Origin of the sequence: Proteiniborus sp. DW1 (assembly GCF_900095305.1) — a bacterium.
Classification (GTDB): domain Bacteria; phylum Bacillota; class Clostridia; order Tissierellales; family Proteiniboraceae; genus Proteiniborus.
In genome coordinates this window covers 38,388-60,934 of the sequence record NZ_FMDO01000038.1, presented here as the reverse complement: position 1 = coordinate 60,934, position 22,547 = coordinate 38,388, and the positions used below count along the sequence as shown (strand labels likewise).

The 22,547-nt window shown below is 31.2% G+C and carries 23 protein-coding genes, 1 tRNA gene and 1 other annotated feature; of the genes, 21 read left to right on the top strand and 3 right to left on the bottom strand.

The window, feature by feature from the left end:
- The first annotated feature begins 1 nt into the window (after position 1).
- The 6 genes from hemZ to DW1_RS09805 all read left to right on the top strand — a co-directional run bounded on the left by hemZ (position 2) and on the right by DW1_RS09805 (position 6,620).
- Positions 2-1,486, top strand: coding sequence for a coproporphyrinogen dehydrogenase HemZ (gene hemZ, locus DW1_RS09830; RefSeq protein WP_074350447.1), 1,485 nt, complete (start codon positions 2-4; stop codon positions 1,484-1,486).
- Positions 1,487-1,518: 32 nt separating this feature from the next.
- Positions 1,519-1,740, top strand: a binding site (T-box leader).
- A gap of 68 nt (positions 1,741-1,808) precedes the next feature.
- Positions 1,809-3,074, top strand: a complete 1,266-nt coding sequence (gene hisS, locus DW1_RS09825) for a histidine--tRNA ligase (protein ID WP_074350446.1) — start codon at positions 1,809-1,811, stop codon at positions 3,072-3,074.
- Positions 3,075-3,078: 4 nt separating this feature from the next.
- Entirely contained in the window at positions 3,079-4,860 is a 1,782-nt protein-coding gene (aspS, locus tag DW1_RS09820; protein WP_074350445.1) for an aspartate--tRNA ligase, read from the top strand.
- Positions 4,861-5,090: 230 nt separating this feature from the next.
- A complete protein-coding gene (locus DW1_RS09815; protein WP_074350444.1) occupies positions 5,091-5,849 on the top strand; it encodes a tRNA threonylcarbamoyladenosine dehydratase in 759 nt (252 codons plus the stop codon).
- A 22-nt stretch (positions 5,850-5,871) separates the two neighbouring features.
- Entirely contained in the window at positions 5,872-6,300 is a 429-nt protein-coding gene (locus DW1_RS09810; RefSeq protein ID WP_074350443.1) for a SoxR reducing system RseC family protein, read from the top strand.
- A gap of 41 nt (positions 6,301-6,341) precedes the next feature.
- Positions 6,342-6,620, top strand: a complete 279-nt coding sequence (locus DW1_RS09805) for a metal-sensitive transcriptional regulator (protein ID WP_074350442.1) — start codon at positions 6,342-6,344, stop codon at positions 6,618-6,620.
- 125 nt (positions 6,621-6,745) lie between these two features.
- Here DW1_RS09805 and DW1_RS09800 read toward each other — a convergent pair whose 3' ends face one another.
- Both DW1_RS09800 and DW1_RS09795 read right to left on the bottom strand, forming a co-directional pair.
- A complete protein-coding gene (locus DW1_RS09800) occupies positions 6,746-7,189 on the bottom strand; it encodes a threonine/serine exporter family protein (RefSeq protein WP_074350441.1) in 444 nt (147 codons plus the stop codon).
- 2 nt (positions 7,190-7,191) lie between these two features.
- Positions 7,192-7,962, bottom strand: a complete 771-nt coding sequence (locus DW1_RS09795; protein ID WP_083605621.1) for a threonine/serine exporter family protein — start codon at positions 7,960-7,962, stop codon at positions 7,192-7,194.
- 229 nt (positions 7,963-8,191) lie between these two features.
- Between DW1_RS09795 and glyA the strand changes: the two genes are divergently transcribed.
- The 7 genes from glyA (at position 8,192) to DW1_RS15920 (ending at position 16,006) form a co-directional block, all read left to right on the top strand.
- Positions 8,192-9,421 (top strand): serine hydroxymethyltransferase, encoded by a 1,230-nt coding sequence (gene glyA, locus DW1_RS09790; RefSeq protein ID WP_083605620.1) that lies wholly within the window; start codon positions 8,192-8,194, stop codon positions 9,419-9,421.
- 342 nt (positions 9,422-9,763) lie between these two features.
- Positions 9,764-11,116, top strand: a complete 1,353-nt coding sequence (locus DW1_RS09785) for a DUF512 domain-containing protein (RefSeq protein WP_074350439.1) — start codon at positions 9,764-9,766, stop codon at positions 11,114-11,116.
- A 4-nt stretch (positions 11,117-11,120) separates the two neighbouring features.
- Positions 11,121-12,446 (top strand): ribosome biogenesis GTPase Der, encoded by a 1,326-nt coding sequence (gene der / locus DW1_RS09780; RefSeq protein WP_074350438.1) that lies wholly within the window; start codon positions 11,121-11,123, stop codon positions 12,444-12,446.
- Positions 12,447-12,448: 2 nt separating this feature from the next.
- Entirely contained in the window at positions 12,449-13,048 is a 600-nt protein-coding gene (gene plsY, locus DW1_RS09775; RefSeq protein WP_074350437.1) for a glycerol-3-phosphate 1-O-acyltransferase PlsY, read from the top strand.
- Between the two features lie 17 nt (positions 13,049-13,065).
- Positions 13,066-14,091 (top strand): NAD(P)H-dependent glycerol-3-phosphate dehydrogenase, encoded by a 1,026-nt coding sequence (locus DW1_RS09770; protein ID WP_074350436.1) that lies wholly within the window; start codon positions 13,066-13,068, stop codon positions 14,089-14,091.
- A gap of 185 nt (positions 14,092-14,276) precedes the next feature.
- Positions 14,277-15,755, top strand: a complete 1,479-nt coding sequence (gene spoIVA, locus DW1_RS09765; protein WP_074350435.1) for a stage IV sporulation protein A — start codon at positions 14,277-14,279, stop codon at positions 15,753-15,755.
- Positions 15,756-15,880: 125 nt separating this feature from the next.
- Positions 15,881-16,006 (top strand): hypothetical protein, encoded by a 126-nt coding sequence (locus DW1_RS15920; protein ID WP_278335737.1) that lies wholly within the window; start codon positions 15,881-15,883, stop codon positions 16,004-16,006.
- Positions 16,007-16,706: 700 nt separating this feature from the next.
- Here the strand turns inward: DW1_RS15920 and DW1_RS09760 are convergent.
- Positions 16,707-16,783 (bottom strand) — tRNA-Pro (locus DW1_RS09760).
- Between the two features lie 225 nt (positions 16,784-17,008).
- On the opposite strand from DW1_RS09760, the gene DW1_RS09755 reads away from it, so the two are divergent.
- The 8 genes from DW1_RS09755 to DW1_RS09720 all read left to right on the top strand — a co-directional run bounded on the left by DW1_RS09755 (position 17,009) and on the right by DW1_RS09720 (position 22,494).
- Positions 17,009-17,386: a hypothetical protein gene (locus DW1_RS09755; RefSeq protein ID WP_074350434.1), complete on the top strand. Its 378-nt coding sequence runs from the start codon at positions 17,009-17,011 to the stop codon at positions 17,384-17,386.
- Positions 17,387-17,454: 68 nt separating this feature from the next.
- On the top strand, positions 17,455-18,774 hold the full coding sequence (locus tag DW1_RS09750) for a biotin/lipoyl attachment domain-containing protein (protein ID WP_159433581.1): 1,320 nt from the start codon (positions 17,455-17,457) through the stop codon (positions 18,772-18,774).
- Positions 18,775-18,792: 18 nt separating this feature from the next.
- Positions 18,793-19,491 (top strand): YggS family pyridoxal phosphate-dependent enzyme, encoded by a 699-nt coding sequence (locus tag DW1_RS09745; protein ID WP_074350432.1) that lies wholly within the window; start codon positions 18,793-18,795, stop codon positions 19,489-19,491.
- Between the two features lie 3 nt (positions 19,492-19,494).
- The gene (locus DW1_RS09740; protein WP_242942473.1) at positions 19,495-19,944 is read left to right on the top strand and encodes a cell division protein SepF; all 450 of its coding nucleotides are present in this window, start codon (positions 19,495-19,497) and stop codon (positions 19,942-19,944) included.
- A 16-nt stretch (positions 19,945-19,960) separates the two neighbouring features.
- On the top strand, positions 19,961-20,224 hold the full coding sequence (locus DW1_RS09735) for a YggT family protein (RefSeq protein ID WP_083605618.1): 264 nt from the start codon (positions 19,961-19,963) through the stop codon (positions 20,222-20,224).
- 13 nt (positions 20,225-20,237) lie between these two features.
- Positions 20,238-21,023 carry a YlmH family RNA-binding protein gene (locus tag DW1_RS09730; RefSeq protein ID WP_200800504.1) on the top strand — a complete coding sequence of 262 codons (786 nt, stop codon included), beginning with the start codon at positions 20,238-20,240 and terminating at the stop codon, positions 21,021-21,023.
- 18 nt (positions 21,024-21,041) lie between these two features.
- The gene (locus tag DW1_RS09725) at positions 21,042-21,512 is read left to right on the top strand and encodes a DivIVA domain-containing protein (RefSeq protein ID WP_074350430.1); all 471 of its coding nucleotides are present in this window, start codon (positions 21,042-21,044) and stop codon (positions 21,510-21,512) included.
- Positions 21,513-21,675: 163 nt separating this feature from the next.
- Positions 21,676-22,494, top strand: coding sequence for a bifunctional 3-deoxy-7-phosphoheptulonate synthase/chorismate mutase (locus DW1_RS09720; protein ID WP_074350429.1), 819 nt, complete (start codon positions 21,676-21,678; stop codon positions 22,492-22,494).
- Positions 22,495-22,547: the final 53 nt, after the last annotated feature.

The following is a 22,547-nucleotide window of genomic DNA, read 5'->3' as shown; positions in this document are numbered from 1 at the left end:
AATGATTTTTGTATATTTAGAGGGACATGATTTTAGATATGAAGTAAATGAATTGTTAAAAGTATTCTATTTTAATGCATCTATAAAGTTTATTGAAAATAAAGCTTTTACTGATGAAAATATTTATTTAATAGTAAGCTCATTGTCTAACACTGAGAATGGAACCTATGTAAGTACAGTTATATATAAAGGGAAAGAGATTATTTCTAGAGATACTATAGAAGATATTTCTAAAATTGATATAAAAGAGAATAATAAAGGCAAGATAACTAAGCTTGCAGTTAAGCAATCCATCTATAATGCATTATCTAAAATTAGCTCAATAAAAGTTCCTTGGGGAGTTTTAACTGGTATAAGACCTACAAAGATAATTCACGATTTGCTAGGGAAGGATGTTGGAGTAAAACAAATTAAAAATATATTAACAAAGGAATATAAGCTACATGAAAGTAAGGCCAATCTTACATTAGATATTGCATTAGCTGAGAAGAGAATTATAGATACTGTTGATTATAATAAATTTAGCCTATATGTAAATATACCATTTTGTCCAACTAGGTGTCTTTATTGTTCTTTTTTATCTAATCCTATAAGTAAATACGAGGGTTTAGTAGATTCTTATACGGATAAACTTATTTATGAAATACATAAAACGAAGGACCTTTTAAAGGATAGGACAATAGATACTGTATATATTGGTGGTGGCACACCAACATCACTGCCTGTAAAAAACTTAGACAAAATTATTAAATGTATATATGAGGCATTTAATAAAAATGATATTAGGGAAATTACTGTAGAAGCAGGAAGACCAGATACTATAAATAAGGATATGCTTTTAATGCTTCATGATAATGGGATAAAGCGAATAAGCATAAACCCTCAAACTATGTGTGAAAAAACATTATCTTTAATTGGTAGAGACCATACTCCACAGGATATAATAGATGCTTTTAAATTAGCAAAAGATATAGGATTTGAAACTATTAATATGGACATTATAGTTGGATTACCTGAGGAAGGACCAGAAGAAGTAAGGGCAACTATGAATGAGCTGATAAACCTTAATCCAGAAAATCTAACAGTTCATACAATGGCAATAAAGAGAGCATCAAGATTGAAGGAAAACTTAGATGAATATTCCTTAACAACTCAAAATACAATAGAAGAAATGTTATCAATTACGAGACAATATGCAGAAAGTATGGATATGCATCCTTATTATATGTATAGACAAAAACAAATTCTTGGAAACTTTGAAAATGTGGGGTATTCAAAGCCAGGTAAGGAATGTATATACAATATATTAATTATGGAAGAGAAGCAAACAATTATAGCAGTTGGCGCAGGAGGCATAACCAAAATCTATTATCCAAATGAGAATAGAATAGAAAGAGTACCAAATGTAAAAGATTTAAGGGAATTCATAGATAGAGTTGAAGAGATGGTACAGAGAAAGGAAAATTATATAAAAACATTGACATAAATATTTACATAAACTATAATTATAAGCAATATATAAATATTATGAATGGAAAGAGTAGTTAAATCACTTAGTTAAAGAGAGTCGATGTTGGTGGGAATTCGATACTAATATTTAGCGAAGACATCCTGGAGTAGATATGTTGAAAACCAGTAGACATATACGTTAGCCAGCGTTAATGGTATAAAGCGGGATATTTATCTTATAAATATCCAATAAGGGTGGTACCACGGGAAATAACACCTCTCGTCCCTGTCAAGTTATTTGGCAAGGATGGAGGTGTTTTTATTTTTTAAATAAAGTAAGTAATTGAGGAGGAAGAAATATGTTGACAAAGGCTCCTAAGGGGACTAAAGATGTGTTAGCAACAGAAGTATATAAATGGCAGTACCTAGAGAAAGTCTTTAGAGAAGTATGTGAGAGCTTTGGCTACAAAGAAATAAGGACTCCAGTTTTTGAGCATACAGAGCTTTTTGAAAGAGGAGTAGGAGAGACAACAGATGTAGTTCAAAAAGAGATGTATACTTTTGAAGATAAGGCAGGTAGAAGCATAACTTTGAAACCAGAGGGAACAGCGCCAGTAGTTAGAGCACTTATAGAACATAAGCTATATTCAGGGCCATTGCCGTTAAAGTTTTTCTATATTACTCCATGTTATCGTTATGAGAGACCACAGGCTGGAAGGCTAAGAGAGTTTCATCAATTTGGTATAGAGGTGTTCGGAAGTGATCAACCTGCTGTAGATGTGGAAGTAATGGCTCTTGTATATAACTTCTATAAGGCTCTTAATGTAGATGGCATAGGCTTAAATATTAATAGTATTGGTTGTTCGAAATGTAGAACGGAATATAATATTAAGCTAAGAAATTTCTTAGAAGAAAAGCTTCACAACCTTTGTGAAACATGTCAATCAAGATATGAAAAAAATCCTATGAGGATATTAGATTGTAAAAATGAAAAATGCCAAGCTGAGATACTAGATGCTCCGATTATGATTAATCATTTATGTGATGAATGTAATGAGCATTTTGAAAAGGTTAAGGAGTACCTAGAATTAGCAGATATTAAGTATAATGTAGACCCTAAGATAGTACGAGGATTAGACTACTATACTAAAACTGCATTTGAGTTTATTTCCAATGAAATAGGTTCTCAAAGTACAGTATGTGGTGGAGGCAGATATGATGGACTTGTAGAAGAGCTTGGAGGTCCTTCAACACCTGCTGTTGGATTTGGAATGGGGATAGAAAGACTATTACTTACACTAGAGAATAATGGAATAGAAATACCTAAAGAAAAAGGTTTGGATATATTTATAGTTACAATAGGAGAAAAGGCTGATAAAGAGGCATTTAGGCTATTAAATGACCTTAGAAAAAATGAAATATCAGCTGATAAGGATTATCTAGGTAGAAGTATAAAAGCTCAATTTAAATATTCTGATAAACTCGAAGCTCAATATACAATAGTAATTGGTGATGATGAGGTAGATAAAGGAGTAGTATCACTAAAAAATATGCATTCCGGGGAACAGCAAGAAGTTGCTTTAGTAAATTTAATAGATGAATTGAAATCTAGATTAGGGAGGTAGTGTTATGGGAGAGTCAATGGGAAAATTAAGAAGAACACACATGTGTGGAAGTCTTAGATTAGAAAACGAAGGGCAAGAAGTTGTATTAATGGGATGGGTTCAAAAAAGAAGGAATCTAGGGTCGCTGATTTTTGTAGATTTAAGGGATACATCTGGTATAGCTCAAATTGTATTTGATAGCAATATTTCAGAAGAAACTTTTAATAAAGCAGAAATCATAAGAAGTGAATATGTGTTAGCTGTTAGAGGTAAAGTATACAAGAGACAATCTATAAATAAAGAATTACCAACGGGTGAAATTGAAGTATTCGTAGAAGAACTTAAAATATTAGATGAAGCAGAGACGCCACCTATTTATATTAAGGATAATGATGATGTGGCAGAATCCATGCGTCTAAAATATAGATATCTTGACTTAAGAAAGCCTTCAATGCAAAGTAATTTAAGAATGAGACATAAAGCTGCAAAGTTAGTAAGAGATTTCTTAGACGAAAACTATTTTGTAGAAGTTGAAACGCCAATGTTAACAAAGCCTACTCCAGAAGGCGCAAGAGACTATGTAGTGCCAAGCAGAGTTAATCCAGGAAAATTCTATGCATTACCACAGTCACCACAGCTATTTAAGCAACTTCTAATGGTATCAGGCATGGATAGATACTATCAGATAGTTAAATGCTTTAGAGATGAAGATTTAAGAGCAAACAGACAGCCTGAATTTACTCAAATAGATATTGAGATGTCTTTTGTAGATATAGAAGATGTGTTGGCATTAAATGAAAAGCTAATCTATAAAATATTTAAGGAGCTAAAGGGAATAGAAATATCTCTTCCGATAGATAGAATGACTTACGATGAGGCTATGAGCCGATTTGGTTCAGATAAACCAGACTTGAGGTTTGGCTTTGAAATCAAATGTTTGTCTGAAATAGTCAAAGATAGTGAATTTAAGGTATTTAGTGATGCTATTAAGAATGGTGGAGATGTGAGAGCAATTAATATTAATGGTTATGGAGATGAATTTACTAGAAAAAATATTTCTCAGCTTGAAGACTTTGTTAAGACATACGGAGCAAAGGGATTGGCATGGATTAAAATAACTGATGAAGGTATCACATCGCCTATAGCTAAGTTCCTGAAAGAAGAAGAGCTAACTGGAATAATTGAAAAGATGGAAGCACAAAAGGGTGACTTAATTTTAATAGTTGCTGATAAACCATCTGTGGTATTTGCATCATTAGGAAGCTTAAGAGTAGAAGTGGCTAAGAGACTTGATTTAATAAAGAATGACGAATATAAATTAGTTTGGATAACTGAATTCCCGTTATTTGAATTTGATGAAGAAGAAAATAGATATGTAGCCAAACATCATCCATTTACTCATCCAGTAGATGAAGATATAGACCTATTAGAAACAGCACCAGAAAAGGTAAGAGCAAAGGCTTATGATATTGTAATAAATGGAGATGAAATAGGTGGGGGAAGTATTAGAATAAATAACTCTCAGCTACAAGAAAGAATGTTTAAAGCACTAGGATTTACTATGGAAGAAGCATGGGATAAGTTTGGATTTTTATTAGAAGCATTTAAGTATGGAGCACCACCACACGGCGGAATAGCATATGGATTTGATAGGCTAGTAATGCTTCTTACAGGCAGCGACAACATAAGAGATGTTATAGCTTTCCCTAAAACACAAAGTGCAACATGTCTACTTACAAATGCGCCAACTGCATTAACAGATGCACAGTTATCGGAGATACATGTAAGTACTATATTAAATGAATAATGAAAGGCTAAAAGCTTAGGGCTCTAGAATGTTTTGAGCCTTAAGCTTTATTTTTTAATATATTATGATAAACTGAAGTTTTACCTAGATACATGAAAAGTCCATACATTCTATTTACTTTTTCTTTAAAGTATAAATACTACATTATTGATACAAAATTAAAACTATGCTATTATTTATTTGGCTAATAAAATGAAATAATATAATATTTATATAAGGAGATGTAATATATGCTGCACTCTTTTTCACGTACAGAGATGTTAATAGGTACAGAAGGATTACAAAAGCTGAAAGAAAGTAAAATAGCTGTATTTGGTATTGGGGGAGTTGGTAGCTTCTCAGTTGAGGCTCTTGTTAGGAGCGGAGTAGGTTCATTTGTACTTGTTGATGATGATGATATTTGCTTAACAAATATAAATAGACAAATTCATGCTACTAGAAAAACTATAGGAAAACCTAAAGTAGAGATTATGAAGGACCGCATTTTAGAAATCAATCCAAAAGTAAAAGTTGTTGCACATAAGGAACTATATAATAGTGATAGTGCTGAAAGGTTATTAGAAGACGATTACACATATGTAATAGATGCAATAGACATGGTCTCAGCTAAGCTAGATTTAATTGAGAGATGTAAAAGCAGAAATATACCAATTATTAGTGCCATGGGCGCAGGTAATAAGTTAAATCCAACTATGCTTGAGGTATCGGATATTTATAAAACTAGTGTATGTCCTTTAGCAAAAGTTATGAGAAAAGAGCTTAGAAATAGAAACATTAAAAGTCTAAAAGTTGTATATTCAAAGGAAGTACCTATAACACCACAGAGCGTTGGTGGTAATTGTAAAACAGATTGTATTTGTCCAAATAAGGATAGAACATGTTCTGTGAGAAGACAAATTCCTGGAAGCGTATCATTTGTTCCTTCAGTAGCTGGTTTAATTATTGCCTCTGAGGTTATTAAAGATATTTTGGGTATAAATAATTTATAACAAATTAAATGGAGGTATAGTAATGGAACAAGTTGGGCTTGTAGTTAATACAAATAGGAACACAGCAATGGTAGTAGTTGGTAGGGCATCAGCATGTGGAGGAAGCTGTGCTTCATGTAGCTCAAGTTGTAAAACACCTGGTATTTCACTGGAAATCAAAAATACTCTTGGTGCTAAACCTGGAGACTATGTGGAATTAAGAGCACAAACAAGTCAGATTTTAAAATCTGCTGCAATTGTATATTTGATACCGTTATTTGCTATGATAATCGGAATTATAGTTGGTATAAATATTTTCATGTCTGCTGGTTATTCAAATTATGAATCATATGGTTTTATTGTAGGCTTAGTATTTCTAGGATTATCTTATATTATTCTAAGGATAATTGATAAAAAAGTCAAAATGAGAAATAAAGCTATTATTGAAATGATTAGAATAATAAATAACTAATCAAACTTGTTTTTATCAGATATACTTTGGGAGGTGTCTGGGTGGAGACTATTAAAGAAAAAAATAATACTGATAATATCTTAAAAAGACTTAGAAGAATTGAAGGCCAGATTAAAGGAATACAAAGAATGGTAAATGAAGAAAAGTACTGTGGAGATATTTTGATACAGATAGCAGCTGCTAGAGCAGCACTTAATAAAGTTGGAGGAATTATCTTAGAAAGTCATATGAAAGACTGCTTAAAAAAACATCTTGAGAACAAAGGAGAAGATGAAGTTTTAGATAATCTAATAGAAACCATGATTAAGTATACAAAGTAAAGGTAACTATAGTTAAATTAAGTAGTTAAATTAAGTAGTTAAATGAATAAAATATGAAGATATACAGTAAAAATAGCCTTTATGAATACAAGTTCTAAAGGCTATTTGTTAATATAACAAGCAAATTACTTAGATTCTTTCATTTTATATTTGATTAAAGCTCTACTGAATGATGAAGATACTATTATTCCTACTGCAATAGCGATAGCAATAAATATAGCTTCCGTACCTGATTCTGCTGCATCAATAAAGTTTTTATCAATTACAGCTAGCATTGTGTAATACATTCCTGCTCCAGGAACTAATGGGATAATGCCCGGTATTGTAAATATGGTAGCAGGTTTTTTATATTTTTTTGCCATAAACTCACCTGTTAAACCTACTGTTATGGCTGCTATAAGCGTTGCACCTATTGTAGAGGAGAGTAACTTAGTCGAAATAATATATACTAGCCAGCCTATTGCGCCACAGAGGCTAGACTTAACGACAGAATCTTTAGGTATATTAAAAAAAACAGCAAAGCCAGTAGTTGATAAAAATGCAAATATAAATTGTATGATGTAAGACATAATTACATTCCCCCATGAAAAATAATTAACATTAATCCTACACCAAGAGCAACAGATAGTGCAACTATAATAGCTTCAAGGCCTCTTGACATACCTGCAACAAAGTCTCCAAGCATAGAATCTCTAGCAGCATTTGTTATGGCTACGCCAGGAACTAAAGTCATTATGATTCCAATTACTATTTTATCCATATTATTTCCTAATCCGAGCTTAACAGCTATTATTGCAAAGAAAGTTCCTACGGCTGCAGCTATGAAATTATTAATAAAATATATCATGTTAACTTTACCAAGGATACTATTTGATTTAACAACTATAATACTTATGAGGAAGGCACAAATAAAATCAAAAAAAGTACCTCCAAACAAAAGGGAGAAAAATCCTCCAGCAATTCCACCAAATAAAGCATTAACGAAGCCTGGATAAGCTTTCTTATTGTCTATTTCTTCAAGACGCTTGAATCCCTCATCAATAGTCATTTTTGAACTAACAAAATCTCTTGAAAATTCATTTACTAGAGCTATCTTATTTAAGTCTATAGTTTTACTTTTTGTTCTTTGTATGTATGTTAATATATCGTCTCCAAAACCAATTGCTAAAAGTATTCCTGTAGGAATTACAAAGGGTTCTGCATATGTGATAAATTTTTTTGACTTACATATTCTAGAAACCGTATCTTCAACACGATAGGTCTCTGCTCCATTTTCAAGCATCATTTTACCTGCTAATATTGCCATACTTAATAGTCTTTTAGCATCTTTTTTTGTTTCCACATATAACACCACCTAAAACATTATATTTCTATTATACCAAAACAAACCTAATATCATATCTAAATAATTGACATAATAACAGTATACAATTAATCTATTTGTATTAACTTTTTGATAAAAACAATTAATAACTATTTATTATATTTCTCTAAAATGGTATATTATATATGTATTAATTATAATCAGATATAATTAAATAAGAGTCTATATAAGAAAGGAGCAAATGATTATGGATTTTAGTAGTCTAAGAGAGTTTGACCCAGAAATTATGAAAGTAATTGAGCAAGAAACAGAAAGACAAAGAAGTAAAATTGAACTTATTGCATCTGAGAACTTTGTAAGCAAGCAAGTTATGGAGGCAATGGGAAGCCAATTAACAAATAAGTACGCTGAAGGTTATCCAAGTAAGAGATACTATGGTGGTTGTGAATATGTTGATGTAGCAGAGGAGCTAGCTAGAGAGAGATTAAAGAAGCTTTTTGGAGCAGATCATGCTAATGTTCAGCCTCATTCTGGAGCAAATGCTAACCTAGGTGTATATTTTGCAGTATTAAAGCCTGGCGATAAAGTTCTGGGTATGAACCTTTCTCATGGTGGTCATTTAACTCATGGTAGTCCAGTTAATATATCTGGTACATACTATAACTTTGTTGCATATGGTGTAAATAAAGAAACTGAAACAATAGATTATGACGAAGTGAGAGAAATTGCTTTAAAAGAAAGACCAAGACTAATAGTTGCAGGTGCTAGTGCATACCCTAGGATAATAGATTTTGCGAAATTTAGAGAAATAGCTGATGAAGTAGGAGCATATCTAATGGTTGATATGGCTCACATAGCAGGTCTTGTAGCTGCAGGACTACATCCAAATCCAGTTCCTTATGCAGATTTCGTTACAACTACAACTCATAAGACACTTAGGGGACCTAGAGGTGGAGCTATTCTATGTAAAGAAGAGTATGCAAAGCAAATTGATAAATCAATTTTCCCTGGAATCCAAGGGGGGCCATTAATGCATATTATAGCTGCTAAAGCAGTTAGCTTTAAAGAAGCTCTAGAAGATGATTTTAAAGAGTATCAAAAACAAGTCTTAAAAAATGCTAAAACTTTAGCAGATAGTCTTGTTGAAAAAGGATTTAGACTAGTTTCAGGTGGAACTGACAATCATTTAATGCTTGTAGATGTTAGCAAAAAGGGACTAACAGGTAAGAAGGCAGAAGCTTTACTTGATCACATCGGTATAACAACAAATAAAAACACTATACCATTTGAAACAGAGAGCCCATTTGTTACAAGTGGTCTAAGAATCGGTACTCCTGCTGTTACTACAAGGGGTATGAAGGAAGAGGATATGAAAGAAATCGCAAATATTATTAGTCTTACATTTGAAGAAAAAACTGATGAAAATACTTTAAAAGGACTAGTTAAGTCACTTTGTGATAGGTTTCCACTTTATTAGTATGAAATAATTTTAAATGTTCAAGAAGGTATTGTAAGCTTTTTTAGTCTTATAATACCTTTTCTTTTTCTATACTAAGAATAAGAGGCTTATTTAGGTAAAAAAATACTATGAAGACATATGACGGAAAATGAATGTCAAGCTGTAGTCTTAAATATTATTAATCAGGTATAATGAAAGTTCATTATGCCTTTATTTATTCGATAATTAAATAAGCATAATTATTTAGTTTATGCTATAATTATTGAAGAAATAGTAAAATATATATTAAATTGTGATATAATATTGAAACTGGGCTAGCTTTATGCCTTATCAAATATAAATTTTTTCGAAGGAGATAATATGGAAGTAAATAATTATGAGGTTAATACCTATTATGATGGAAAAAATATTATAGATAATGTTGATGAGAACAGTATTGCTGAAGAATTAGGAATCGAACCGGGGGATATACTAATTTCAATAAATGATAATAAGATTATAGATATAATTGATTATAAATATTTAATTACAGACGATTTCATAACTATGACTATCCAAAAAAAAGATGGAGAGTTGTGGGACCTTGAAATCGAGAAAGATTACTATGAAGACATAGGAATTACTTTTACAAATCCGCTTATTGACAAAGCAAAGAATTGTAGAAATAAATGTATATTTTGTTTTATAGATCAGCTACCAAAGGGTATGAGAAAAACTCTATATTTTAAAGATGACGATTCTAGATTATCTTTTTTACAAGGTAATTTTATAACATTGACAAATCTTAGTGATGAGGAGATAGATAGAATAATTAGGTATAGACTAAGTCCAATTAATGTGTCAGTACATACTACGGATCCAGAACTAAGAATAAAGATGTTGAATAACAAGAATGCAGGAAATGTTTATAGTATTCTAAAAAGATTTAGTGAAGCAGGAATAGAGATGAATTGTCAGATTGTTCTCATACCTGGTATCAATGATGGAGATAATCTTAAAAAGACATTAAAAGACTTATCAAATCTTTATCCAAGTATATCTAGTGTTGCAGTAGTACCTGTAGGTATTACAAGATATAGAGAGGGATTAAGTCAATTAAAAACCTATGACTACGAAAGCGCTAACGAACTTTTGGAATGCATTCATAGCAAGCAAAAAGAATATTTAAGTGAAATTAATACTAGATTTGTTTTTGCTTCAGATGAGTTTTATGTCTTAGCAAATATGCCAATTCCTGAATTTGATGAATACGAGGGTTTCCCTCAATATGAAAATGGAGTAGGTCTCCTAAGATCATTTCATCAAGAGGTTCAGGAAGCACTTAATAATATCAAAAAGAATTCAATTTTAAATAAGAGCTATACTATAGCTACTGGCACTTTAGCATATGACTTTATTAATGATATTGCTAATATGGTGACATCTAAAATAGAAGGACTTAGATTAAATGTGGTACCAATAATTAATGATTTTTTTGGAGAAAAAATAACAGTTTCAGGATTAATTACAGGAAAAGATTTAATAGAGCAGTTAAAAAGACATGAAATAGGGGATGGAGTAATTATTCCTAATTCTATGCTTAGAAGAGGAGATAAGGTTTTTTTGGATGACATTACAGTTGCAGATGTTGAGAGCAGCTTAAATACTAATGTAATTATTTCTGACGTTGACGGTGGAAAGTTTGTTGATATTTTCAAAAATAGAATGAGGTGATAAAATGGCTAGGCCAATAGTTGCAATAGTTGGAAGACCTAATGTAGGTAAATCTACTCTTTTCAATAAACTTGCTGGCAAAAGAATATCTATTGTTGAGGATATGCCTGGAGTTACAAGAGATAGAATATATGCAGAGGGTGAATGGCAAAACAAATATTTTACTATGATAGATACAGGAGGAATTGAACCTCGGAGCAATGATATAATCATGTCTCAAATGAGGAGACAGGCTGAGATAGCAATTGAAACAGGAGATGTCATACTTTTTGTAGTTGATGGAATAGAAGGTTTAACTACTACAGATAGAGAAGTAGCTGATATGCTTAGAAAGACTAATAAAAAAGTTATTCTAGTAGTTAATAAAATCGACACTCCAAAAACCCCAGATACAATTTATGAGTTTTATGAGTTAGGACTAGGGGTGCCAATTGTAATATCTGCTGGGCAAGCACTAGGTTTGGGTGACTTATTAGATGAGGTTGTCAAGCATTTTCCAGAGGATAAGGATGTCGATTACAATGAAGATATCATTAAAGTTGCAGTAATCGGTAAACCCAATGTAGGCAAATCATCTCTCATAAATAAAATATTAGGAGAAGAAAGGGTAATTGTCAGCGATATTGCGGGAACTACAAGAGACGCAATAGACACTTATTTCACTCATGGAGAAGATGAATATGTCTTTATAGATACTGCAGGAATGAGAAAAAGAAAGAGAGTAAATGAAAATATAGAAAGATACAGTGTAGTTAGAACATTAACAGCAATAGAGAGAGCAGATGTTTGTATAATAGTCATAGATGCAGTTGAGGGAATTACAGAGCAAGATACAAAGATTGCTGGATATGCACATGACAATGGAAAAGCTGCCATAATTGCAATAAACAAGTGGGATTTAATTGAAAAGGAAACAAACACATACTTGAAATTTGAAGAAGATGTAAAAAGAGTACTATCCTTTATGAGCTATGCTCCTATTGTATTCATTTCAGCTGAGACTGGAAAAAGAGTTGAAAAGCTACTGGATTTAGTAAAGGTAGTTTCCAACAATCATGCTATGAGAATATCTACTGGTACTTTAAACGACATTATAGGAGAGGCAGTATTAATGAATCAACCGCCTTCAGATAAAGGAAGAAGATTAAAAATATATTATAGTACACAAGTTGGTATTAAACCTCCTAAGTTTGTCATATTTATTAATGACGAAGAACTCATGCATTTTTCATATGCAAGGTATCTAGAAAATCAAATTAGGCAGTCCTTTGGCTTTGAAGGGACACCTATTCAGTTTGAGTTTCGAGAAAAGGGAGAAAAGGGGGATTAATATTGTCTGATGTTATAATTGTCTTGTTTATTGGGTATGGAATAGGGAATTTTGCTACATCCTATATATTAGGAAAAATTCTCAAGAAAACTGATATAAGAAAACACGGGAGTGGTAATGCAGGTGCTACTAATGCGTTACGGGTGTTCGGGATAAAATTGGCTGCTGCTACATTTGTTATTGATGCGCTAAAAGGTGTACTGGCAGTTATAATTGGAAACTCTATTCTAGGACCTTTAGGAGGACTAATTGGAGGAGTTTCAGCTGTAATAGGGCATAACTGGCCTGTTGTTCTAAAGTTTAAGGGAGGCAAAGGGATTGCTTCTACAATAGGTGTAGTTGCTACTATTAACTACCAAATAGCATTGGTATGCGTTATAATTGGACTAATAATAGTAGTTAAAACAAGGTATGTTTCATTAGGTTCTATAATAGCAATATCTTTATTACCGATATTATCAGTTATTATGATAAAACCATTTGATTTGAACTTCTTTGTTTTTTCACTAGTATTAACAGCAATGGCAATTTTCAGACATAGAAGTAATATAAGAAGATTAATAAATGGAAACGAATTAAAACTAGGTCAAAAAGCACTTTAACAAGGGGTGAACTAAGGTTGAAGAATATTTGTATACTTGGAGGAGGTAGCTGGGGGACAGCATTAGCTGTTGTTCTTGCTAAAAAAGGCTATCATATAGACCTATGGCTAAGAGATAAAAAACAATGTGATGAAATCAACAATGCAAGAGAAAACCTTAAATATTTACAGGGAATTTTATTGTCTAACAATATAAGAGCAACTAATGATATTATCAGGGCAGTTTCAAATAAGAAAATAATAGTTTCTGCTGTTCCTACTCATGCCGTTAGGGAAACAATGAAGCTAATAAAAAGCCACATATGTGGTGAGCCTATTATAGTAAATGTTGCAAAGGGAATTGAAATGAATACATTATCAAGAGTTTCTGAAGTTGTTGCTGAAGAAATTCCAAATGCAGAATACACAATTTTATCAGGTCCCTCTCATGCAGAGGAAGTTGCTAGGGATATGCCAACTACTGTTGTAGCAGCATCTACTAAAAAAGCTGTTGCTGAACTCATACAAGATGTTTTTATGACTCCAAAGTTTAGGGTCTATACTAATCCAGATGTAATAGGAGTGGAATTAGGTGGAGCATTAAAAAATGTAATAGCTTTAGGTGCTGGAATATCAGATGGATTAGGTTATGGAGATAACACAAAGGCTGCATTGATGAATAGAGGATTTGTTGAAATAGCTAGGATGGGCGAAGCTATGGGAGCTAATAAAATGACATTTGCAGGCCTATCTGGAATTGGAGATTTAATAGTTACCTGTACTAGCATGCATAGTAGAAACAGAAGAGCAGGAATATTAATTGGACAAGGGTATAGCTTACAGAAGGCTATCGAATCAATTGGAATGGTGGTAGAGGGCATAAAAACAGCAAAGGCATCATATCAACTTTCAAAAAAATATGGTGTGACTATGCCTATAACAGAGGAAATATATAAGGTTCTCTATGAAGGTGCAGATGTTAAGAATGCTGTAGTAAAATTAATGCTTAGGGATAAAACTCATGAAATAGAAGATATAGTTAATGAAGACCAACTTTTTTGGTAAAGACATGTTAAATACATGTCTTTTTTTGTTAGCATGTCATATTGTTCGAGTATGAAGTCATATATATTATAAAAGGGTTTTGTTTTTTGAAAGTAAACTATATTTATCTAAGTAGCTAGCATTCAAATAGCTATCTACAGAGAAATAAATATATATTTCTATCATTTTAAGAAGGAGGTTTGTTAGTGGAAAAGTTTAATATCTACAGGGATATTGCAGAAAGAACTGATGGAGACATCTATATTGGCGTAGTTGGTCCAGTTAGAACAGGAAAATCTACTTTTATAAAAAGATTTATGGAAAAACTGGTTGTACCAAATATAGACAATAAGTTCAAGAAAGAAAGAGCAAATGATGAATTACCCTTAAGTGGATCAGGAAAAACAATAATGACAACAGAACCCAAATTTGTACCTACTGATGCAGTAGAACTAACTTTAAAAGATAATGTGAAATTTAGAGTTAGAATGGTGGATTGTGTTGGATATTTAGTCAAAGGAGCATTAGGTCATGAAGAGAATAACATACCTAGAATGGTAATAACCCCATGGTATGAAAAAGAAATACCATTTGAGGAAGCGGCTGAAATTGGTACAAGAAAAGTAATTACAGATCACTCAACAATAGGAATTGTAGTTACAACAGATGGATCAATCACTGATATAGACAGATCAAATTATATAAAAGCTGAGGAGAGAGTTATCAGTGAGCTTAAGGAATTAGATAAACCTTTTGTTATACTTCTTAACTCAAAACACCCAGAGTTAGATAGTACTATAGCTTTAAGAGAGAATCTAGAAGAGAAATATAAAGTGCCAGTTATAGCTGTAGATTGTTTAAATATGGAGATGACAGAGATAAATCACATACTTGAAAAGGTATTATTAGAATTCCCAATTAAAGAGATAAACATTAATCTACCACAATGGATTGAAGGGTTACCAAAGAATCATTGGGTAAAGAGCTCCATTTTTAATTCCATAAAAGAAATTGTTCACAATCTTCAAAGATTAAGTGAGATAAATCATGCTGTAAATAAATTTGGGGAATTAGATATAATAAGCAATGTTAAAATCAAAGGAATTGAACTTGGAGAAGGAGTAGCAAATATAGAGATGAATGTTGATGGGCAGTTATTCTACAGAATTTTGAATGAACTAACTGGATATAAAATTGACGGTGAACATCAATTGCTAGGATTAGTGACAGGCTTAGCTAAAGCTAAGAGAGAATTTGATAAGGTTGAAAGAGCTTTAAATGATGCGAGGCTCACAGGATACGGATTAGTGCCTCCTAGTCTGGAAGAATTAGACTTAGCTGAACCAGAAATTTTCAAGCAAGGAAATAGATTTGGAGTCAAGTTAAAGGCTATGGCACCAAGCCTGCATTTTATTAGGGCAGATTTGACTACTGAGGTTTCTCCAATAATAGGAACTGAGAAGCAAAGCGAAGAGTTAGTAAAATATTTATTAGATGAGTTTGAAAGCGATCCATCAAAGATATGGGAATCAAATATGTTTGGGAAGTCCTTACATGATTTAGTAAAAGAGCAGCTGGAAAGCAAACTAAACATGATGCCAGAAGACGCCAGAAGTAAAATGCAGAGAACTTTAGAGAGAATAGTAAATGATTCAAGCGGAGGGCTAATCTGTATCATAATATAAAATGGGAAGGGGCACCTTCCCATTTTTGTGTATGCACTCGGCATGTTCAACAACTTGGTGGTGAAAGTCCAGTGCGAGCTTGATGATAGGAACCGTTAGCTGAGGGCAAGGGTGTTCATGCTGACATGGAATTTGAAGGAAGCCTAAAGCAAAATCCTGAGCATAATATCCAAAAATACAGGCAGTTAAATAAAACAATTTGTAGAAGAGTTGAATATAATAAGTCAGGTGTTTTTTTAATAGATGGATGATTAATTACTAAACTTAGATTTTGTGATCAAAATAAACAAGTCAGGGTAAAACCTCGACTGTTTAGAACTAAAAGAAAAATCCACAGCTACAGAATATTAGCACTAATAATATAAAGAAAAATAGTAGAGTATCATTCGAACCAAATATTCCTTGATTTGACATAGTATTACTACCTCCTACTAGTTAATTTTTAATTGTTTTTTAAGGGAGCTCCTAATGGGTGTAATATATAGTATGAAACTTTCAATAAGATGTTACGAAAATATATAATGAAAGGTATAGAAGAAGTATAGAAGTTTAGGGGTTATAACTTATGAGCAAAATTAATAAAATAATAAGATTAAATTCTCTATCATTTATCAGAAGTATCCTTTAAAAAGAATGTGAGGAATGAAAAGTTGGATTAAACTTAGATATTGAAAATGTGGAGGAGTATCTCAAGAAAATATTGAGGGATAAATAAAACTAAATCTATGATAAATTGTTATATAGCATAAATTTTTTCACTAATAAGAGTAGGTTTCTAAAATATTTTGTAAAGATGAAATCTAAAATGAAATAAGGTGGCTGTTAAGCCACCTTTGTCATTAAATATGTAAGCTGCTTATGCATCCAATTAAAAAATACAGCTTTTAATCAAAATACTTATAATATGAATGGCTAATTTACAACGTTAGTTGACTATATAAAACTATAAACTGGTCGGGATGACAGGACTTGAACCTGCGACCCCAAGTCCCCCAGACTTGTGCGCTACCATGCTGCGCTACATCCCGATAATATCATAAGTAAAGCATTCATAAAATAAGCTCATAGGATATTTTGTTAATAATATAAGTAATATTATATCATAAAAATATCAAAAAGCTAAGTGAATATTTTCTTTAATTTTATGTATCAGTAGTAAAATAGAGATTTAATATTAGTTGTTTCTATATGTTTTATAGTTCTTGAATTTATGATATACTTTTTATATAAAGCTAATAGAAAGTAGGTATATTATGTTCTTATCTGAAATTATATTGGTTTTGATAATGCTTTTTTTAGTGAGCATAATTGGATATATTTTAGTAGTTGTTAAAGAAAAACTCTATTTAAGTGATAATATAATAGTTTTAGGCAAAAAATCTGTGACCCAGGATCATATTGATGAAACAGACATGAAGTTTTTCTCCTTAAGTGGAGTCAAATTAAAATCAGGAGATGAGATAAGGGTAACTTTATATAATAACGATAAAGTAGATGGAATAGTAATTGGAGCAAAAACTAAAAATAGAGAGCTATTATTAGTGACCCATAAAGATGAGGTAAAAAGCTTTGAATTAGATAAAATCAAAAAAATAAAAGTAGTAAGTAAATATGGATGCTTTTTCAAATAAATGCTTCATAATTTAGAATTTCTGAATTTTTTCGTTTTAGTTTGAAGGAAAATAGAATTGTATGAAGAATTATAATAGGCAAGAGGTGGTCTAATGTCTCAAGAGGAACGAAAAAAAAAAGAATTAAGCGTAAAAGATTTAGAATTACTTTAATAATAATTGTAGTATCCTATATTTTTTCTAGAATGATACCTGTATTTTCCATAGGAATTCATAAGACTGTTATTGCTGAGGCTGGAGTTATAGAAGATATTGTTTCTTCTAAAGGAATAGTTATTAAAGATGAGTTTGTATATAAGTCAGAAACTCAAGGTACTGTATCTTTGCTAAAGCAAGAAGGTGAAAAGGTGGCTAAGGGAGTTCAAGTTGCTAGAATTAACAGAGCAGAGGGGAGTACATATTCAAATGAGTTAGAAGAGATAAATAGACAGATAGAGATATTAAAAAAATCATCAGATAATAAGGAAATACTTAATGAAGATAAAAATAAAATACATGATAATATTGCTTCAATAATTGATGAACTTCAAAATAGTATATTAAGTGGAAATTATAGCGATGCTCTTATACACAGGGATACCTTACTAATGACTATTGACAAGCAACAGCTAGTTGCAGGGCAAAATAGTCTCATGTCTAATAGCTTAGATAATCTCCTAGAACGAAAGAATGAAATTATCAAAAATATGGAAAGTTCTAAACATGTAAGCTACGCTCCAAAATCTGGAATAATAAGCTACCAGCTAGATGGTTTAGAGGATATTTTTACAATAAGCAAAATCAATGATTATGAATCTAGTGATTATAGACTTATAGATGTAAACAAAACAGACTTGACAGAAAAGAATATAGTTAATTTTGGAGAGCCTGTTTATAAGATAATAGATAATTTCACATGGTATATAATGACGGAAGTTGATTCTAAGGGAATGGACAAGCTTGAAGAAGGTAAGACAATATACATAAAAATCAATGATGATGAAAGAAAAATAATATCTAGAGTAGTAAGACTTGTTAAAGAAAATGACAAATGCTTTATTATCTTAAAACTAACGGAATATTTCCACGAATATTACAATGAAAGATACTTAGATATCCATATAGTTAAAAACACATATGAGGGACTGATAATTCCAAGTAAGTCCATAATAGAAAAAGATGGAATAAAGGGTGTTTATATTAAAGATATAAGCGGAATAGTTAAATTTAGACCAATAAAAATATTAGCTAGCCATAATGAGCATACTATTGTAAGTAAAGGGGCTGGGCTTAATAGTGTAATAGAGCTTGAAATAAATGGTGAAGTTCAGAAATTTAATACTATGCAAATGTATGATGAAGTATTTGTTAATGGAAGTAAGATTAAAGAAGGACTTATAATTGATTAACATAGGGAGGGATTATCGATTTATATTAAAAATAACATTGATAAAATTTATGAAAGAGTAAACAGTATCATATCTAAAAAAGGCTTAAGCTTGGATGATATTACAATAGTAGCTGTAACTAAAACAGTAGATGTTGACAGAATTAACGAGGCTATTTCCTATGGAATTTCAGATATTGGAGAAAATAAAGTTCAGGAAATTCAATGCAAATATGAGAAAATAGTTCCAAACACAAAATGGCATATGATAGGGCACCTACAAAGTAACAAAGTAAAGTATATTATTGATAAGGTTCATTTGATACATTCATTAGATAGAGTTAGTTTAGCTAAAGAAATCCAAAAAAGAGCTGAAGAACATGATATATGTGTAGATACATTAGTTCAGGTAAATATAGCTGAGGAAGACTCTAAATTTGGCTTAAGAAAAGAAGAAGTTATCCCTTTTATTGAAACTATAAAAGACTTTAATCGAATAAGAGTAAAGGGCTTAATGACAATAGCACCATATGTAGAAAATCCTGAAGAAGTGAGATTTGTTTTTAGAGATTTAAAGAATATGTTTGAGGATATTAAGGAATTTAAATTTTCTAATGTAGATATGAAATATCTATCTATGGGAATGACAAATGACTTTGAAGTTGCATTAGAAGAAGGTGCAAATATGATACGTATAGGAACTGGTATTTTTGGAAAAAGAACATATAAGGAGGATTAATAAATGGGAGACATTGCAAACAAGTTTATGAATAAGGTTAAATATATAATAGGGATTGATGATATGGAAGAACCAGATGATGAAATAGTTGAAACTAATAATGAAATTGAATTAGATTTACAAAAAAATATGTATAGACAGAATAAGATTTTAAATATTCATACTAATAATACTGTTAAGCTAGTAGTTTATGAGCCCATAAAATATGAAGAAGCTCCTAAAATGGTCGAAGATTTAAAAAACAGGAAAATTGTAGTCATAAACTTAGAAGAAATGGAAACAGAACCAAAGAAGCAAATTTTTGATTTTTTAAATGGTTCAATTTATGCATTAGATGGTAATATTCAAAAAGTTTCTAAAGATATATTCATTTTAGCTCCAAGTAATGTAGAAATAGATTCAAGATTAAAGGAAGAATTAAAAAACAAAGGAATATTTCCTTGGCAAAAATAATTAAGAGGTGAAAAGCTTGGGCGTTTTAAAGATGGCATTAGAAAGGCTAATTTATATAGTTGAAACTCTTATTTTCATTAGAGCTATATTATCATTTATTGTAATAGATACAAATAATGCTATAACCTCTTTTATCTTTCAAGTTACTGAACCAGTTTTATCACCATTTAGGGAAATTTTGAGAAGACTGAAAGTTGATACAGGAATGATAGATTTTTCGCCTCTTTTGGCTATACTATTCCTATCTTTTCTGTCTAGAATTATTAATATAATTTTTTAGGATAGATATGACAATGGATAAAAACGCATTAATAGAACATATTAAAGATAAAAATCAACACTTAACTATGCGCAGAGTTTTAGATAAACTTGAAAGAGTAGTTGGAAAATATTCTATAGAATTTACTGATTTTCTAGATCCATATCAAAGAAAGCTATGTTATTCATTTATTAATAGGTTTCAGGAAGTTTCATTTTTTGAAGATGGAGGACTAGAAAACTCTGAAAGAAAGTCTATAATAATATTTCCGTCTTATATGGATAGGAGCGATGTTTTATCACCAATACAGGCATTGAGAATTGATGGAAGCTTTAAGTTCAGAGAATTAACTCATAGAGATTATTTGGGCGCCATAATGAGTTTAGGTATAAAGAGAGAAAAAATTGGTGATATATTAATCCATAAAGATTATGGAAATATAATTACTTTTAAGGAAATCGCAGATTACATAAAATTCAATTTGGATATGATCAACAGGGAACCAGTAGTAATAACTGAAGTAGAATCATTTGAATTGGAAGAGGCGCAGGATGATTTTATTGAAAAAAGCTTAACCCTATCTTCTTTTAGGCTGGACGTATTTGTAAGCGCTATTTGCAATCTTTCTAGAGAAAAAAGTTCTTCACTCATTAAAAATGGTTATGTTAAGGTTAATTGGCAGACTATAGATTTAATTTCTAAAGAAGTACATGAAAATGACATGATATCAATACGTGGTTTTGGAAGAACAAAAGTTAGTATGATTTTGGGAAAGACAAGGAAAGATAGATATAAAGTCGTTGTAAAAATAATTAAGTAAAGGGGATGACATAGCAATATGCTTACACCACTTGACATTCAAAATAAGGAGTTTAAAAGAGGAGTAAGAGGATATAAGGAAACAGATGTGGATGCTTTTTTAGATGAAATTATGATTGATTATGAAAAAATATATAAAGAAAACATTGAACTTAAAGATAAAATTTCCATGCTTAATGACCAAATTAAGCATTATAATAAAATAGAAGAAACTCTTCAAAATACATTAGTTGTAGCACAAAGCACTGCTGAAGAAGTTAAGATTAGTGCGAAAAAGAGTGCAGAGTTGATTATTAAAGAGGCTGAAGATAATTCAAAAAAGATTATTGAAGAAGCTAAAAATGAAGCACTTAAGGTTAGAGAAGAATATGAGACACTACGGAAAGATATGTTGGTGTTTAAGACTAGATTTAAAACATTGCTTCAATCACAACTAGAATCATTAGATGACTATTATAAGGATTTAGGAATAGATAATAGTGAAGAGTAAGGGATATGTGTTTATATTGCATATCCTTTTTTTCTTGACACATTAAAATGTGGTTATATAATAAAGTATGAAACTAAGAAAAATAAGAATTCATATTCTATGTTTATATGTTTAAACTAAAATTGAAAACAGTAATTATTTTGTGCTTTATGGAGGATTATAAATGAATATTTTTACTATTAAAAACAACAGAGAAAATAAAAAAATAATTGATTTAGGTAATGGAATTACAATAGGTGGCAATGAGTTTACAGTGATATCAGGGCCTTGCGCAGTGGAAGGTGAAGAGCAGATAGAAACTTCTGCCAAAGCTTTAAGTGACATGGGTATAAGAATACTTAGAGGAGGTGCATTTAAGCCTAGAACTTCACCATATACATTTCAAGGATTGGGATTTGAGGGTTTAAGATTACTAAAGAATGCTGGACAAAGGTATAAAATGAAAATAGTATCGGAAATTATGGATCCAAGGGATTTAGATGCTTCATATGACTATGTCGATATTATTCAGATAGGATCAAGGAACATGCAAAATTATACATTACTAAAGGAAGCAGGTAAGCTAGATAAACCTGTACTTTTAAAAAGAGGAATGGCATCAACAATAGAAGAGTGGTTAATGGCTGCTGAATATATCGCATCAGAAGGTAATGAAAATATTATTCTTTGTGAAAGAGGGATAAGAACCTTTGAAAAATATACAAGGAATACCCTTGATTTAACAGTAGTCCCAATAATAAAAGAGCTAGCTAATTTACCTATTATCATTGATCCAAGCCATGGTACAGGTAGAAAAGAGCTTATTAGACCAGCAACTAGAGCAGCAGTAGCTATTGGAGCAGATGGTGTTATGATTGAAACACATCCTAACCCAAGTGAAGCTTTGTCTGATGGAAAACAATCCTTGGATATAGAAGAAATGAAAACAGTGTTATTAGATATAGAGTCAATAAAAGATTGTATATCTAAGCTAAATAGCTAATTAGTTACTTAGCACAGGAAACTTCAATATTTCATACTATATAACAAGAATGA